Here is a 14800-nt window from a genome sequence, read left to right as displayed (position 1 = left end):
CTCATCACCGGGCCGTGACGGAAAGCGGCGGTTTCAGCCAAAACCTGCGGGAATCCGTCGGACGCGTCCAGCGTCCGGAGTGGTCAGGATCCGGTGTGGCCGTAGCCGGGATCGACGGCCTCGGGGGACATCCCGAGCAGCTGCGCGGTCTGTTCGACGACGACGTCGTGGACCAGTTCCGGCAGCTCTTCCTTGCTGTGGGCGGCGATTTCCACCGGCCTGCGGTACACGGTGACGACGGCTGGCCGTCCCGGGCCGGCAGGCGTAAAGCTTCCGAGCGGGGCAGGCTCGCCCCGCGCGACGAGAACCTCCAGATTCGGCGGGATGTCCGCCACCACGAACTGCGCGGCTTCGATCGGGTCGCCCCAGAAATAGTGCAGCCGTTCCGCGGAATCGGAGACCCAGCCTTCGAACCGTTCCGCCCGGCTGAGGTTGCCCGGCAGATGGGCAGGCAACAGGGGACCGCGCAGTCCGCGCCCATGGCGGTTCCGCCGTCGTTCCCCAAACGAACGCGGCGTGGCTGCTGGATCCGCCGAATCACCCACCCTGATGCTGAGTGAAGGTCCGTTTTCCATATATCGACTCTAGCCCCGCGCCCGGCCAAACGCACGGTGGCAGGGGAGGGACCGGCGTCGTAAACGTGGCTCCCTGGCCGTCTGCACGGCCCCCGCACAGGACGGGCCCGCATGGAACCCGGGGCGTATTCCTGCCTCGACCGTGCCGCTTTCCCGTCCCGGCTGGATTGGCGGGTAAGATGCTTAGTCGTGGGATCCATACGTCAATGTTCACGCTCGGCCTGCCAGCGTTCGGCCATCGCAACTCTGACGTATGTCTATGCCGATTCCACCGCGGTGCTGGGGCCGCTGGCCACCTACGCCGAGCCGCATAGCTACGACCTGTGCGCCGACCATGCCCAGCGGCTGACCGTCCCGCGGGGCTGGGAGGTGCTGCGGCTGGCCCTGCCGGACCAGGCACCGGTGCCCAACACGGATGACCTGATGGCGCTGGCCAAAGCGGTCCGCGAGGCGGGCTCGGAGCCAGCGCCCTCGGAAGAGCCGCCCGCGCAGCGCGGCCCCCGCGAACCGCTGGAGCCGCCGGCCGAACCGGGCGGCGCACGGCGCGGGCACCTGCGTATCCTGCGCGGGCCGCAGTAGCGCCCAAGACCAACAGAACGGACCCCCATGGCCAACCTTTCCCCGGAGCTGATTGCCATCCTGCGCTGCCCCGTCACGGGCAGTTCACTCGAGCAGCAGGGCAGCGAACTCGTGACCACCGGTATTGGTGCCGACGGGCAGAAACGGCGGTATCCGATCGAGCAGGGCATCCCGCTGCTGCTGCCGCCGGACCTGCTGGCCGCTGCCCGCGAGGCGAATCCGCGCACCTCGCACAGCGCCTGAACACCGACCACGCCTGACTTTCCGCACCACTACCCAGGAGCCCGCATGTCATTCGATTACAAGGTCAAGGACCTCTCCCTGGCCGAGGCCGGACGCCACCAGATCCGGCTCGCCGAGCACGAAATGCCCGGGCTGATGGCCCTCCGCGAGGAGTTCGGCGCCAGCCAGCCGCTCAAGGGCGCCCGGATCGCCGGTTCCCTGCACATGACCGTGCAGACGGCGGTGCTGATCGAGACCCTGACTGCGCTCGGCGCCGAGGTCCGCTGGGCGTCCTGCAACATCTTCTCCACCCAGGACGAGGCGGCTGCTGCCGTCGTCGTCGGCAACGGCACTCCGGAAGACCCGCAGGGCGTCCCCGTGTTCGCGTGGAAGGGCGAGACCCTCGAGGAATACTGGTGGACCGCCGAGCAGATCATGACCTGGCCGGGCGCCGCCGAGAACCCTGAACTCGGCCCCAACATGATCCTTGACGACGGCGGGGATGCCACGCTACTGCTGCACAAGGGCGTGGAATTCGAAGCCGCCGGCGTCGTGCCGGAGGCCACCGCCGAGGACGCGCACGAGTACACGATCATCCTCGACGTGCTGCGCAAGTCCCTCGCCGCCGACCCGCAGAAGTGGACCCGGACCGCCGGCGGCATCCTCGGCGTGACCGAGGAAACCACCACCGGCGTGCACCGCCTCTACCAGCTGGCCGAGCAGGGCCAGCTGCTGTTCCCGGCGATCAACGTCAACGACTCGGTCACGAAGTCCAAGTTCGACAACAAGTACGGCATCCGCCACTCGCTGCCGGACGGCATCAACCGTGCCACCGACGTGCTGATCGGCGGCAAGATCGCCGTGGTCTGCGGCTACGGCGACGTGGGCAAGGGCGCCGCCGAAGCGCTGCGCGGCCAGGGCGCCCGCGTGATCGTCACCGAGATCGACCCGATCTGCGCGCTGCAGGCCGCGATGGACGGCTACCAGGTCACCACCCTGGACAAGGTGGTGGGCGAGGGCCACATCTTCATCACCACCACCGGCAATAAGGACGTCATCATGGCCGCGGACATGGCCAAGATGCGGGACAAGGCCATCGTGGGCAACATCGGCCACTTCGACAACGAGATCGACATTGCCGGGCTGGAAAAGATCGACGGCGTCCGGAAGGTCGAGATCAAGCCGCAGGTCCACGAGTGGACGTTCGACGCCGGCACCGACCATGAACGCTCCATCATCGTGCTCTCCGAGGGGCGACTGCTCAACCTGGGCAACGCCACCGGCCACCCGTCCTTCGTGATGAGCAACTCCTTCGCCAACCAGACCATCGCGCAGATCGAGCTGTTCACCAAGGCCGGCAAGCCCGCGGCGGATTCGGCCACCGGCGAGCCCGAGTACGCCAAGCAGGTCTACGTGCTGCCGAAGATCCTGGACGAGAAGGTCGCCCGCCTGCACCTTGACGCGCTCGGCGTCGAGTTGACCAACTGACCAAGGAGCAGGCCGCCTACCTGGACGTGGATGCGGCCGGCCCGTTCAAGCCGGACCACTACCGCTACTGAGCCAAGGCGCTCCGCCTCCGGGTTTCCGCTAACGACGGCGGGCCGGTCACCTTCGCGTGGCCGGCCCGCCGTTCCATCTGGTCGGTCCGGCTGGCTCCGGTGGCCGCCGCGCCCACCTGCCCGAGGCCGGGCCCACCGGCCCCGAAGCCGTGCCCACCCGCCCCGACGCCGGCTTACCTGGCGCGCCGCCGGCCTTCCCAACACCAACTCCCCGCCCCGACGCCGGGCCCACCGCCGCCCGCCGGCTTCCCCCCATTTGGCTGGCCAGCGTCGGTTCCCTGGCGCGCCGCCGGCCACCAGCACCCGGCCGACACCAACTCCCCGCCCTTCAGCAGCCCTCGGGAGAAAGGCGCAGGTCAGGGGCTTGCTTGAAGCCTAAAGCAGGAAAGGAACGCCCAAGCGAGGGAAGTTGGGCCAGGCTCCCGGGCCGAGGTGAGCGCAAGGTCCTCTCGTGGCAGTTTGCCCTCTGAGGCGCCCGCCGACCGCGCCGCCCCGCATCTTCGCCCGGAACCATGGCTCTGCCGTACATCATCAGCCGCTCTTGAACACCTTTAGGCTTCAAGCAACGCACTGACGTGGGGCGATGCGGGACGACTCTTCCAAACGTGGGCGGCACGTCGGCCCGCCGGCGGCCATGGGACGGCCGTGGCGCCGCTAGTCCCGGAAGGGCAGCGAGTGGAGGCGCTGACTGCGCTGCTGGGAGCTTTCGTACTGCCGGCTCAGCCGGGCGAAGTCGCGTTCACGCCGCTCGGCCATCACGGCGATCAGGAACATCTCCGGCGCGGTCCCCGGCGGCGGCGCCGGCGACACATACTGGGCCGTCTCCGTGGCCAGGTCGACGGCCAGATGCTGCCGCGAGGCCGGGATCATCTTCGGCGCCTGCGTGAGGAACTGCGAGACGCGCCGCGCCAGCGATTCCGGCAGCCGGCCCATGTCCACCAGCTTGACCCACGGCACCAGCTGCGGCGGCGTCTGCGGCAGTTGCTGGTGGATGACGCCGACCCGCTCCCGCATGCTGTACGTGCCGGCCAGCAGATCGCCGAGCCGCTTGGACCGGTCGTTGAACAGGGCCGTCAGGAACGCGACGGACCCGAGCAGCAGGTAAAGCTCGAACACCCCCAGAAGTCCCCGGATCAGGGCATGCCGGAAACGGATGGCACCGCCGTCGTCGCGCACTATCCGCAGCCCCATGATCAGCCGCCCCAGCGACTTCCCCCGCGTCAATGTCTCGAGGCCCACCGGCACGATCACCAGGAAGAACACGAACATCGTCAGGCTGAGGGCCTGCACCGCGGCCGCATCGAAGTTCAACTGCAGCGTCTCGGCGAGGAACGCGATGGCCAGCACCAGCAGCAGGAAGTTCGTGACGCAGTCGATGATCGAGCTCACCGCGCGCACCCCGAAGGACGCCGGCCGCAGCTCCAGGACAACGGCCTCGCCCGTGACGATGTTGCTCATACGTTTACTCTAGCGGCGTCCCGCGCGCGTGCATTGCCCGAAAACAACGACGACGGCGCGCGGGCCCGGCACCGCGGGCAGGGCGGCTGCCGATAGGCTGGGAGCGTGGATATCGATGCCTTCACAGCGGTGCACCAGCATGACTGGAAGCGCCTGGATGAGCTCAGCGCCAAACGCCGGCTGACCGGCGCGGAGGCGGACGAGCTGCTGGTCCTCTACCAGCGCGCCTCGACGCACTTGTCGATGATCCGCTCCATCGCACCCGAGAGCCAGCTCTCGGCCGCGCTCTCCACCCGGATTTCCCGCGCCCGGACCCGGTTCACGGGCGCACGCTCCAACTTCGCCGAGGACGTCGCCAACTTCTTCGTCTTCGCTTTGCCCGCGGCGTTCTACCGGCTGCGCTGGCTGACGGTCATCATCGGCGCCGCCTTCATCCTGCTCTCCTGGCTGTTCGGCGCCTGGGTAGCCGGCAACCCCGAGGTCATCAAGGCGATGGGCTCGGACGCCGAGCTGCGCCGGTACGTGGAGCAGGACTTCGTCAACTACTACTCGGAGAACCCGCACGCGTCCTTCGCCGGGATGGTGTGGACCAACAACGCCTGGATCGCCGCCCAGTGCGTGGCCTTCGGCGTGACCGGCGTGTGGGTGCCGCTGATCCTGTGGATGAACGCCCAGGGTGTCGGCATGGCCGGCGGCATGATGGCGGCCTACGGCGAGCTCGACACCTTCTTCCTGTACATCCTGCCGCACGGGCTGATGGAGATCACTGCGATCTTCATTGCCGGCGCCGCCGGGCTGCGGATTTTCTGGGCCTGGGTGTCGCCGGGACGGATGAAGCGGTCGGCGTCGCTCGCCCGGGAGGGCCGCTCGCTGATCACCGTGGCGCTCGGCCTGGTGCTGGTGCTCTTCGTGTCCGGGCTGGTTGAGGGTTTCGTGACGCCGAGCGGGCTGCCGCACTGGGCGCGGCTGGGGATCGGCGCGCTGGTGCTGGCGGGGTACTGGGTGTACGCGCTGGTGCTCGGCAGGCGCGCGTACGAGGCGGGCGAACGCGGGGACTTGGGCCATTTCGATGCCGGAGAGGTCGCCCGGACGAGCTGATGCAGCGCTGGCTGTCCCGCGGGTGGGCGCGGCGCAGGATATGTGCTTCGGCGGGAACGACGGCGGTGGCGCGGGTCCCGCGGAACGGTTCGGGGAGTTCCGGGGTGGCATTCCGCAGCGGTCGAGGGGGACGCAGGTACTGTCGATACTGAGGGTCAGCAAGGACATTCCAGGAAAGAGGACAACGTGGCGCGCGAGGACAGGAAAGCCGACAGGTTCGAGGTGAACCGCGGGTCGGACCAAAACCCGGGACGGCTGTCCGATGGCAGCGCCGGGTTGGCTTCGGTCCCGCCGGAGTCCGCCGGGCGGATGGGCGGGGCGGACGAGGGGGTCAAGGCCGGGCTGGGCGAGGCGCCGCGGAGCGGCAGGTCTTTTGAGGGCTTCCGCCCCGACGCCGTTCCCGGTTGGGGCGAGCCGACACCTCCCGGAATGGTGGCAGGATCCGCAGTCGCGGAAGTGAACGGGCCGGCTGCCGGGGCGGCGGGGCAGGAAGACAAGCCCGCGTCTGCCGGCGGAGTGAGTCGCGCCGACAAGATCCGCTTTCTCGGAGGCATGTTCGGGGCCGGTAAGGAACCGGGCGCGAGCGGACGCGACGGTCGCCAGAGCGACGGTGGCAATCCCGAACGGCCGACGGACCAGGGACCCCGGGAGCGACCGGCCGGCCAGGGCATCCAGAAGCGACCGGCCGACAACGCGGGCCAGGACCGCACGGGCCGGCCAAGTGCACCGGCCGGTGTCGCGCCGGAAGAGTCGCGCGATGCTGCCCTGAAGAACGCTGCGCGGCTCGCGGCCGGAGGAGCGGCTTTCGCCGCCACTTCGACGGGTACTGCCGCCTCAGCCGGGGCCGAGGAAGAGACTGCCGGCAGGGAAGGCCGTCCCGAAACCCGGCCCGAGGAAGAGAACGCGGGCAGTGGAAGCCGCGCCGAAACCCGGCCCGAGGAAGAGAGCGCGGGCAGCGAAAGCCGTCCCGAAACCTGGGGCGGGGAAACGGGCAGCGAACGCCGCGCCGAAACCCGGCCCGAGGAAGAGAGCGCGGGCAGCGAAAGCCGTCCTGAAACCCTGGGCGGGGATGCCGGAAGCGAAGACCGCACCGAAACAAAGGGTGAGGGGACACCGGCGGGGGGAACGCCGCCGTCGTCTGCGACAAAGCCCTCTGGTGTGGCGGTGGGCGCCGCCGCGGTAGGCGTCGCAGGCGCGGCAGCCGTAGCCGCCCAGGCCGCTAAGCGAGGAACAGCCGGAAAACCGGACGAAGCCGCCGTGCCGCCCCGGGACGGAGAGCCGACTGCGGCCGACGAAACCAGCGAAGCAGGCCACGCAGCCCAGGCGGGCAATGCGGCCCAGACCGACCTGCCCGTTCAGACAGGCGATCCGGCCCAATCGGACCTGCCCGCGCAGGCCGACCTTCCCGGCCCCCTCGCCAAGCCCGGTCGTGTTGACAAGACCAATCCTGCGCATCAGCCCGCCCACGCCGCCAAGGGAATGAAGAGCCACCGGGCGACGAAGGACCAGAAGAACGGCAAGGACCTCAAGAAGGACAACGCGCCGCAGGACGCCACCTTGGACGAGGCCAACCCTGGAACCGGCTCGCTGTCCATCAGGCCGCCGCGTTCCGAGGTCATCAAGCGGGCCAACCAGCGCGAGGAGGCGCTGCGGGCCAAGCCGTTGGCGGGGCGGATCCTGCAGGTTGTGCTGGCCGCCTGTTTCCCGTTCCTGCTGCTGATCGGTGCCATCCGGCTGGTGTGCACGCCGCTGTTCCTGTGGGCGGAGTACAACCGCCCGGGTTTCCCCGCGGACAGCTTCGGCTTCAGCACGGATGACCGGATGACCTACGGTTCGTACGCAGTGGACTACCTGCTGAACTGGTCCGGACCGCGGTACCTCGGTGACCTCGCCGGAACGGACGGGCGGCAGCTCTTCCTCGACACCGAAGTGGGCCACATGGCGGACGTGAAGGCCGTCATCATGGGAGCCTGGATCGCCGGCGCCGTCCTGCTGGTGCTGGCCGTCGTGTCCGCGATCTACCTGGCGCGGCGCTACCCCGGAGGAATCCGGCGCGGGCTGTTCGCCGGGTCCGTGGCGACGGTGCTGCTGATCGTGGTCCTCGGCGTGCTGGGCGCGCTGAACTGGCAGATGTTCTTCACGGAGTTCCACCGGATCTTCTTCGCCGAGGGGACCTGGACGTTCTTCACCGACGACACGCTGATCCGGCTGTTCCCGGGCCAGTTCTGGATGGACGCCGGGATCGTGATCGGGCTGCTGGTGTTCGGGGTCTCGTCCCTGGTGCTGGCCTTCACGTGGCCGACCAAGTCGCGGCGGGTGCACAGCTCGGAGAAGCTCGAGGCCACCCGGGCGCGGTACATGGGGGAGCCGGAGGAGACCCGGTAACCCCGGCCCGGCCGACCGGCGCCTCCGGGGGCGGCTAAGGCTTCCCGTAGAGCCTCTCGACCTCGGCGGCGAAGTCCTCGATCACCTGGTTCCGCTTGAGCTTGAGCGACGGGGTCATGTGGCCCGAGGCTTCGGTCAGCTCCTGCCGCAGAACCCTGAACCTACGGATCTGCTCGGCGCGGGAGACGAGGCGGTTGGCATGGTCCACGGCCCGCTGCAGTTCGGCGAGGACGTCGGGATCCGTGGCTGCGGCGCCGATGTCGAGGTGCGGCTTGCTGTGGATGCGGCACCAGCGGGCCAGCCCCTCGGGGTCCAGGCCGAGCAGGGCGGCAACGAAGGGCCGGCCTTCGCCGATCACCACGCCCTGCGCCACCAGCAGATGCTCGCGCAGGGCATCTTCGAGCGGACCCGGCGCCACGTTCTTGCCGCCGGCGGTGACCAGCAGGTCCTTCTTGCGGCCGGTGATGGTGAGGAAGCCGTCGTCGTCCAGCCGCCCGAGGTCGCCGGTGCGGAAGAACCCGTCTGCGAAACCGGCCGCGTTGGCCTCGTCATTGTGGTGGTAGCCGCGGGTGATGCCGATGCCCCGGATCAAGACCTCGCCGTCATCGGCGATCCGCACGGTGGTGCCGGGCAGCGGCAGGCCGACGGTGCCGATCTTGTTGCGGTGCGGCAGGTTGACCGTGGCGGGGGCCGTGGATTCCGTGAGTCCGTAGCCTTCCAGCACGGGGATGCCGATGCCGGTGAAGAAGTGTGCCAGCTCCGGGCTCAGCGCACTCGCGCCGGAGACAGTGAAGCCGACCTGCCCGCCGAAGGCCGCGCGGAGCTTGGCGTAGACCAGCTTGTTGAATACGGCCCGCTTGGCCTTGAGCAGCAGCGAGGGGCCGACGCCCTCGCCGCGGGATTCGGCGTCGACTGCCTTGGACAAGGCGATCGCGGTGGCTGCGGCGGCGTCGAAGATCCTGCCCTTGCCGCCGTCCTCGGCCTTCTGCCGCGCGGTGGCGTAGACCTTCTCGAAGACGCGCGGCACCACCAGCAGGAACGTCGGGTTGTAGGTGCCCAGGTCCTCGATCAGCTCGCCCATGTTGGCCGTGTGCCCCATCTTGACGCCGGCGGCGAGGCAGATGACCTGCACGGCGCGCGCCAGCACGTGCGCCAGCGGCAGGAACATGAGCGACTTGGCGCCGGGTTCCTTGAGGATCTCGGCGAGGAACTCGGTGGTGTTGACGGCGAGTTCGGCGAAGTTGCCGTGGGTGATGATGCAGCCCTTGGGCCGGCCCGTCGTGCCGGAGGTGTACACCAGCGACGCCGTGTCCTCCAGGGTGCGTGACGTCCGGGCCTGCTCCAGCGCGTCATCGGTGACGTCCGCTCCCTTGGCCTGCAGCTCCTGCAGCCCGGAACCGGGCCCGGTCATCGTCCACACGGGCAGCGGCTCGGGCAGCTCCTCCATCGACCTCTCCACGGTCCCGGCCCGGGCGGCGTCCTCTGCGAAGACCAGCTTGGCGCCGGAGTCGGCGAGGATCCACTGGACCTGGTGCGGCGAGGAGGTCTCATAGATGGGGACGACGACGGCGCCGGCGTACCAGCTGGCCAGATCGACGAGCGTCCACTCGTAGCGGGTCTTGGACATGACGGCGATCCGGTCGCCCGGCTCGATGCCGGCGTTGATCAGGCCCTTCGCCAGCGCGCTGACCTGGCCGTGCAGCTCGGCGGCCGAGACGTCGGTCCAGGCGCCGTCCCGCTTGACCGCGTAGAGGGCGCGTCCGGGCTCCCGCCGCTGCCGGGACACCAGCAGGTCGGTGATGTTGGTGCCTTCGGGCATCCGGGCCAGAAGTTCAGTTGCCGCTTCCCGCATCTGCGCGCCTTTCGTCGTTGAGAAGTTGGTCTGGTCCGCCGGTCATACCCAGCTTGGCATCCACATCCGCCACCGCCAGTCCTGGTACGGAATCTGCTCCGCGGTCCAGACGGGCAGGAAGAACGCGGCCACCAGCAGCGCGGCGACCAGGAACAGGCCCACGATGACCAGGCCCTGCCGGCGCCGCCACGGCGGGTCGGTGCTCCGCCCCAGCGCCAGCCCCAGCACGTAGGTCAGGGCGAGGATGAGGAAGGGCTGGAAGGCGATCGCGTAGAAGAAGAACATGGTCCGCTCCGGATAGAGGAACCAGACCAAGTACCCGGCGGCGATGCCCGAGAGGATGGCGCCGGCCCGCCAGTCGCGCCGCCCCAGCCAGGCGAAGACGACGGCGATCAGGGCCAGCGCGGCTGCCCACCAGATGATCGGGTTGCCCACCACGGTAACCGAGGTAGAGCAGTCCGCGACGGGACAGCCGTTCACGCCCTGCTCTTCGCCCTGGTAGTAGAAGGACGTCGGCCGTCCCATGAACAACCAGGTCCACGGGTTGGATTCGTACGGGTGGGAGGAATCCAGGCCGCTGTGGAACGTGTAGGCGCTGCGGTGGTATTCGGCCAGCGAACGGAGCGGGTCGGGGATCCAGCCCCAGATGCCGCCGCCGTGGTCGCGGGCCCACTGCCGGTCATAGCCATCGTCCGAGAGGAACCAGCCGGTCCACGATGCCAGGTACGTGGCCGCGGCGAGCGGGATCATGGTGAAGAACGCGGGCAGCCCGTCCCGCACCACCCCGGCGGCGAACCAGTGCCGGATCCCGGCGACACGGCGCGCGTTCATGTCCCACAGCACCGCCGTCAGGCCGAAGACCGCAACGAAGGCCAGCGCCGACCATTTGGTGCCCACCGCCAGGCCCAGGCAGACCGCGGCCGCGAGCCGCCAGGGGCGCCACAGCACCGGCGGCCCGTACAGCAGCTCCGACTCCCGGGGAGTACCCCCGCCCCGGGCGAGGGCCGCCACTCTGGCGGCCAACCGCCGTCGTCCGTGCTCCCGGTCCAGCAGCAGGGCGCCGAACGCGGCCACGATCCAGAAGCTGAGGAAGATGTCCAGCAGGGAGGTGCGCGAGTGCACCAGGTGGTGGCCGTCGACGGCGGTCAGCAGCCCCGCGATGCCGCCGAGCGCGGTGGACTTGAACAGCTTCTGCGCGATCAGGGCGATGAGCAGGATCGACACGGTGCCGGTCAGGGCGGCGCCGAACCGCCAGCCGAAGGCGTTGTCCGTGCCGAAGAGCGCCATGCCGAAGGCGATCATCCACTTGCCGACGGGGGGATGCACCACGTACTCCGGCTCGTCCCGGGGCTGGCCCGGGCTGCCGGCGTTGAAGGCATCGTTGGCGTCCTCCGGCCACTCGCGCTCGTAGCCGAAGTGCAGGTAGGAGTAGGCGTCCTTGACGTAATAGGTCTCATCGAAGACCAGGGAGCCGGGTTCGCCGAGCCGGTAGAAGCGGAGGACGCCGCCGATCGCCGCCACGAGCAGGGGGACCAGCCAGCCCCACTTCCCGAAGAATTCGGGGGAGCCGAGCAGGCGCCGCGTCAGCACGGCCTCGGAGAAGGCACGGGCGGGGGATTCGATCCAGCGCCGTTCGGGGGCCCGCGCGGCGCCGGTGGCGTAATTCACGTCCGCCATCCTACCCGCCGGTAACCTCAGGAGTGCGCCGCGGGGAGCCGCCGTCTGGGCGGCGGATCGACCCGGGGACGGATGAAGCCACCCTCCGACTCTAGGGCATCCGCCCGGCTGCGGCGGCACGCCGGGTTTCGGGGGTGGCGTGGCTTCCAGTATCCTCTCAGCCGGTTGCCATAACGTTTACAGAGTGCCTAAGCCTCATCTGTCCTTGCCGGATTCCCTCACCAAGCGCGGGAAGATCGCCCTGTTCCTGGCGGTCAGCGCGCTGTGCGGCGTCCTCACGGCCGGGCTGCTGGTTCCGGCGACGGCGGTGGCGGCGTCGGGCGGCAGCCAGGTCGCCGAACTGTTTGAACACCTCCCCGGCGAGCTGGAGCGCGGGCCGCTGGATGCGCCGTCGAAGATCTACAGCGCGGACGGGAAGCTGATCGCCTCCTTCTACGCCGAGAACCGCGAGCCGGTGAAGCTGGACGAGGTTTCGCAGCACATGCAGGATGCGATTATTTCGATCGAGGACGCCCGGTTTTACGACCACGGCGGCGTGGACCTGCAGGGCATGGCCCGCGCGCTGGTGAACAACGCCGCCGGCGGCGGGCTGCAGGGCGCGTCGACCATCACCATGCAGTACGTCAACAACGTCCTGATCGATGCCGGCGTCCAGGCGGGCAAGCCGGTCGAGGAACTGACGATCAGCGGCACGAAGTCCCTGGCCGATAAGGTCCGCGAGGCCAAGCTGGCCGTCACGGTGGAGCGCGAGTACTCCAAGGACGAGATCCTGCAGGGCTACCTGAATATCGTGCTGTTCAACCGCCAGACCTATGGGGTGGAGGCGGCATCCCAGGCCTTCTTCGGGATTCCCGCCAAGGAACTCAACATTGCGCAGTCGGCCATGCTGGCCGGCATGGTCCAGTCGCCGAACTACTTCGACCCGGTAACCAACCCGGACGTGACCAAGGAACGCCGCGACATGGTGCTGGCGGCGATGCTTGAGAACGGCAAGATCACCGAGGACGAATACAAGGAGGCCAAGGCGTCCGGGCTGGACCTGGACCCGCAGCCGATCCATTCCGGCTGCACGGCCGCGGCGATGGCCGATTACTTCTGCAACTACGTGGAGAACCTCGTGCTGCAGTCCGACGTGTTCGGCAAGGACGCCACCGAGCGGGCGAGGCTGCTGGCCCGCGGCGGGCTGACCATCAAGACCACGCTCGACTCGCGGCTGCAGGAGGAGGCCCAGACGCAGATCGAGAAGCAGGTGCCGATGGGCGACGAGTCCGGCGCCGGCTCCTCGATGGTCTCCGTGGAACCGGGCACCGGCAAGATCCTGGCGATGGCGCAGAACACGAAGTACAGCCCGGAACCCGCGGCCTCCAACACGGAGCTGAATTTCAACGTGGACGCCTCCATGGGCGGCACGCCCTACGGCTTCCAGCCCGGTTCCACCATGAAGCCGTTCACCACCGTGGCCTGGCTGGAAGCGGGGCGGGCGCTGAACGAGGTGGTCGACGCCAGCAGGACCTTCTACCCGGAGGGCTACGACTGGAAGGCCAGCTGTGCCCCGAAGAACACCGTGTTCAGCCAGTGGAGCTTCAAGAACGCCCTGCCTGGTTATGCCCGGCCCATGACCGTCAGCGAGGGCCTGACGAATTCGGTCAACTCCGCCACCGCGGCGCAGGCGGCCCAGCTGGACCTCTGCGACATTCAGGATGCCGCCACGCGGATGGGCGTGCACCGTGCCGTCGACGGGAAGCCGCTGGAGGTCGCCAGCCCGTCCTTCATCATCGGCGGCCAGGAGGTCTCGCCGATGACCATGGCCGCGGCCTATGCCACCTTCGCCTCCGGCGGCCGCTACTGCGAGCCGATCGCGCTGCTGGAAGTCACGGACTCGCAGGGCACCAAGTACGACGTGCCGGACCAGAAGTGCAGCCAGGCCATTTCCCAGGACGTCGCGGCGGCGATCAGCAAGCCGCTGCAGAAACTCGTGGAAAACCGGCCCGGTAGCATCGAGCCGATCGGTGTGCCGGCCGCTGCGAAGACGGGCACCACGGACCTGTCCGAACAGACCTGGACCGTCGGCTACACGCAAGGCATTTCGACGGCGTCATGGGTCGGCACCTGGCAGTCCTACTCGTCGCTGAACTACGTGCCGGTCAACGGGGTGGCCCGCGAGTTCGTGGATGGCTCCTCGATCGCCGGCGCGCAGTGGACCGGGTACATGAAGAAGGTGGCGGAGTACTACGACACTGGCGGCTTCGGCAGCGTCCCCGCGAACATGCTCTACCCGTAGGCGCTCTGCCCGCGGGCTCCGGGACGGGAGCGCCGCCCGGTAGGGTTGATGCTGTGAATGAGCAGGTAGCCGGCGGCCCCGGTCAGATCGTCCTGGCGGGAACGCCGATCGGCAACATCGGCGACGCCTCGCCGCGGCTGGTTGAACTGCTGCAGACCGCGCACGTCGTGGCGGCCGAGGACACCCGCCGGCTGCACAAGCTCCTGCATGCCCTGGGCATCACGGCCGGCGGGCGCATCATCAGCTACCACGAGCACAACGAAGCCACACGCACGGCCGAACTGCTCGACCTGGTCCGCTCCGGCAGCACCCTGGTCATGGTGACGGATGCCGGCATGCCCGCCGTCTCCGACCCGGGTTTCCGGCTGGTGGAGGCCGCGGTCACCGACGGACTCGTGGTGACGGCCGTCCCCGGTCCGTCCGCGGTGCTGACCGCCCTCGCGCTGTCCGGCCTGCCGACCGACCGCTTCACCTTCGAAGGGTTCCTGCCGCGCAAGCAGGGCGAGCGGCAGGCCCGGCTGACCGAGCTCGTCGACGAAAAGCGCACGATGGTCTTCTTCGAAGCTCCGCACCGGCTCGAGCCGATGCTGCGGGCGCTGGACACGGCCTTCGGCCCGGAGCGCCGCGCGGCCGTCTGCCGGGAGCTGACCAAGCTGCACGAGGAGGTCCTGCGCGGACCCGTCCGCGAGCTGCTCGAATGGGCGGAGTCCTCCGAGGTCCGCGGCGAGATCGCCGTCGTCGTGTCGGGAGCGCCGGATGCCCCGCCCGAGCAGGCCAAGGACCACGTCGCGGCAGTCACCGAGCTGATCGGGCAGGGCTCGCGGCTGAAGGACGCCGTCGCGGCGGTCGCCGCCGATGCCCGGATCAGCAAGCGGGAGCTCTACTCCGCCGTCCTCGCCGCCCGGCCGCCCAAGGCCTGAGCGCCGGCTTTCCCCCGGCGCGGGCCCCAGCCGGAGGACCCGTTTCGTCACACAGGATCGTACAAAGATCCTTTGTCTATCTGCACAGCACCTCGGATGTAATGTAGTGCAGTACCGCATTTACCTGCGTGAGGCTCAGCACCTACGGTGGATGCAGTAGGGCACTGAAGCCCAACCAATCACTTACCAACATT

General features: G+C 69.1%; 10 protein-coding genes and 1 pseudogene. 7 read left to right on the top strand and 4 right to left on the bottom strand.

The genetic code is table 11. The annotated features are described in order from the left end of the window. Nucleotides 1-83: 83 nt before the first annotated feature. A complete protein-coding gene (locus OC550_RS01860) occupies nucleotides 84-575 on the bottom strand; it encodes a metallopeptidase family protein (RefSeq protein ID WP_262103608.1) in 492 nt (163 codons plus the stop codon). Nucleotides 576-764: 189 nt separating this feature from the next. On the opposite strand from OC550_RS01860, the gene OC550_RS01855 reads away from it, so the two are divergent. The 3 genes and pseudogenes from OC550_RS01855 to ahcY all read left to right on the top strand — a co-directional run bounded on the left by OC550_RS01855 (nucleotide 765) and on the right by ahcY (nucleotide 2935). Next, complete coding sequence (locus OC550_RS01855; protein ID WP_262103607.1) at nucleotides 765-1154, top strand: DUF3499 domain-containing protein; 390 nt, start codon at nucleotides 765-767, stop codon at nucleotides 1152-1154. Between the two features lie 27 nt (nucleotides 1155-1181). Continuing rightward, nucleotides 1182-1397 carry a Trm112 family protein gene (locus OC550_RS01850; protein ID WP_262103606.1) on the top strand — a complete coding sequence of 72 codons (216 nt, stop codon included), beginning with the start codon at nucleotides 1182-1184 and terminating at the stop codon, nucleotides 1395-1397. Between the two features lie 45 nt (nucleotides 1398-1442). Next, nucleotides 1443-2935 (top strand): annotated as a pseudogene (gene ahcY, locus OC550_RS01845) (adenosylhomocysteinase). A 654-nt stretch (nucleotides 2936-3589) separates the two neighbouring features. On the opposite strand, the gene OC550_RS01840 reads toward ahcY, so the two are convergent. Further along, nucleotides 3590-4393, bottom strand: a complete 804-nt coding sequence (locus tag OC550_RS01840; RefSeq protein WP_262103605.1) for an RDD family protein — start codon at nucleotides 4391-4393, stop codon at nucleotides 3590-3592. Between the two features lie 105 nt (nucleotides 4394-4498). Between OC550_RS01840 and OC550_RS01835 the strand changes: the two genes are divergently transcribed. Then, nucleotides 4499-5491: a stage II sporulation protein M gene (locus OC550_RS01835; RefSeq protein WP_262103604.1), complete on the top strand. Its 993-nt coding sequence runs from the start codon at nucleotides 4499-4501 to the stop codon at nucleotides 5489-5491. 186 nt (nucleotides 5492-5677) lie between these two features. Further along, complete coding sequence (locus tag OC550_RS22280; protein ID WP_306556902.1) at nucleotides 5678-7876, top strand: TIGR01906 family membrane protein; 2199 nt, start codon at nucleotides 5678-5680, stop codon at nucleotides 7874-7876. A 34-nt stretch (nucleotides 7877-7910) separates the two neighbouring features. Here the strand turns inward: OC550_RS22280 and OC550_RS01825 are convergent, their stop codons facing one another. Beyond that, nucleotides 7911-9728 carry a long-chain fatty acid--CoA ligase gene (locus tag OC550_RS01825; RefSeq protein ID WP_262103603.1) on the bottom strand — a complete coding sequence of 606 codons (1818 nt, stop codon included), beginning with the start codon at nucleotides 9726-9728 and terminating at the stop codon, nucleotides 7911-7913. 42 nt (nucleotides 9729-9770) lie between these two features. Then, a complete protein-coding gene (locus OC550_RS01820) occupies nucleotides 9771-11405 on the bottom strand; it encodes a dolichyl-phosphate-mannose--protein mannosyltransferase (RefSeq protein WP_262103602.1) in 1635 nt (544 codons plus the stop codon). Nucleotides 11406-11589: 184 nt separating this feature from the next. On the opposite strand from OC550_RS01820, the gene OC550_RS01815 reads away from it, so the two are divergent. Both OC550_RS01815 and rsmI read left to right on the top strand, forming a co-directional pair. Then, the gene (locus tag OC550_RS01815; RefSeq protein ID WP_262103601.1) at nucleotides 11590-13686 is read left to right on the top strand and encodes a transglycosylase domain-containing protein; all 2097 of its coding nucleotides are present in this window, start codon (nucleotides 11590-11592) and stop codon (nucleotides 13684-13686) included. Nucleotides 13687-13739: 53 nt separating this feature from the next. Beyond that, nucleotides 13740-14606: a 16S rRNA (cytidine(1402)-2'-O)-methyltransferase gene (rsmI, locus tag OC550_RS01810; protein WP_262103600.1), complete on the top strand. Its 867-nt coding sequence runs from the start codon at nucleotides 13740-13742 to the stop codon at nucleotides 14604-14606. Nucleotides 14607-14800 lie beyond the last annotated feature (194 nt).

The sequence above is a fragment of the Arthrobacter sp. Marseille-P9274 genome (genome assembly GCF_946892675.1).
Taxonomy (GTDB): domain Bacteria; phylum Actinomycetota; class Actinomycetes; order Actinomycetales; family Micrococcaceae; genus Crystallibacter.
This window is presented reverse-complemented; position numbering and strand designations above follow the sequence as displayed.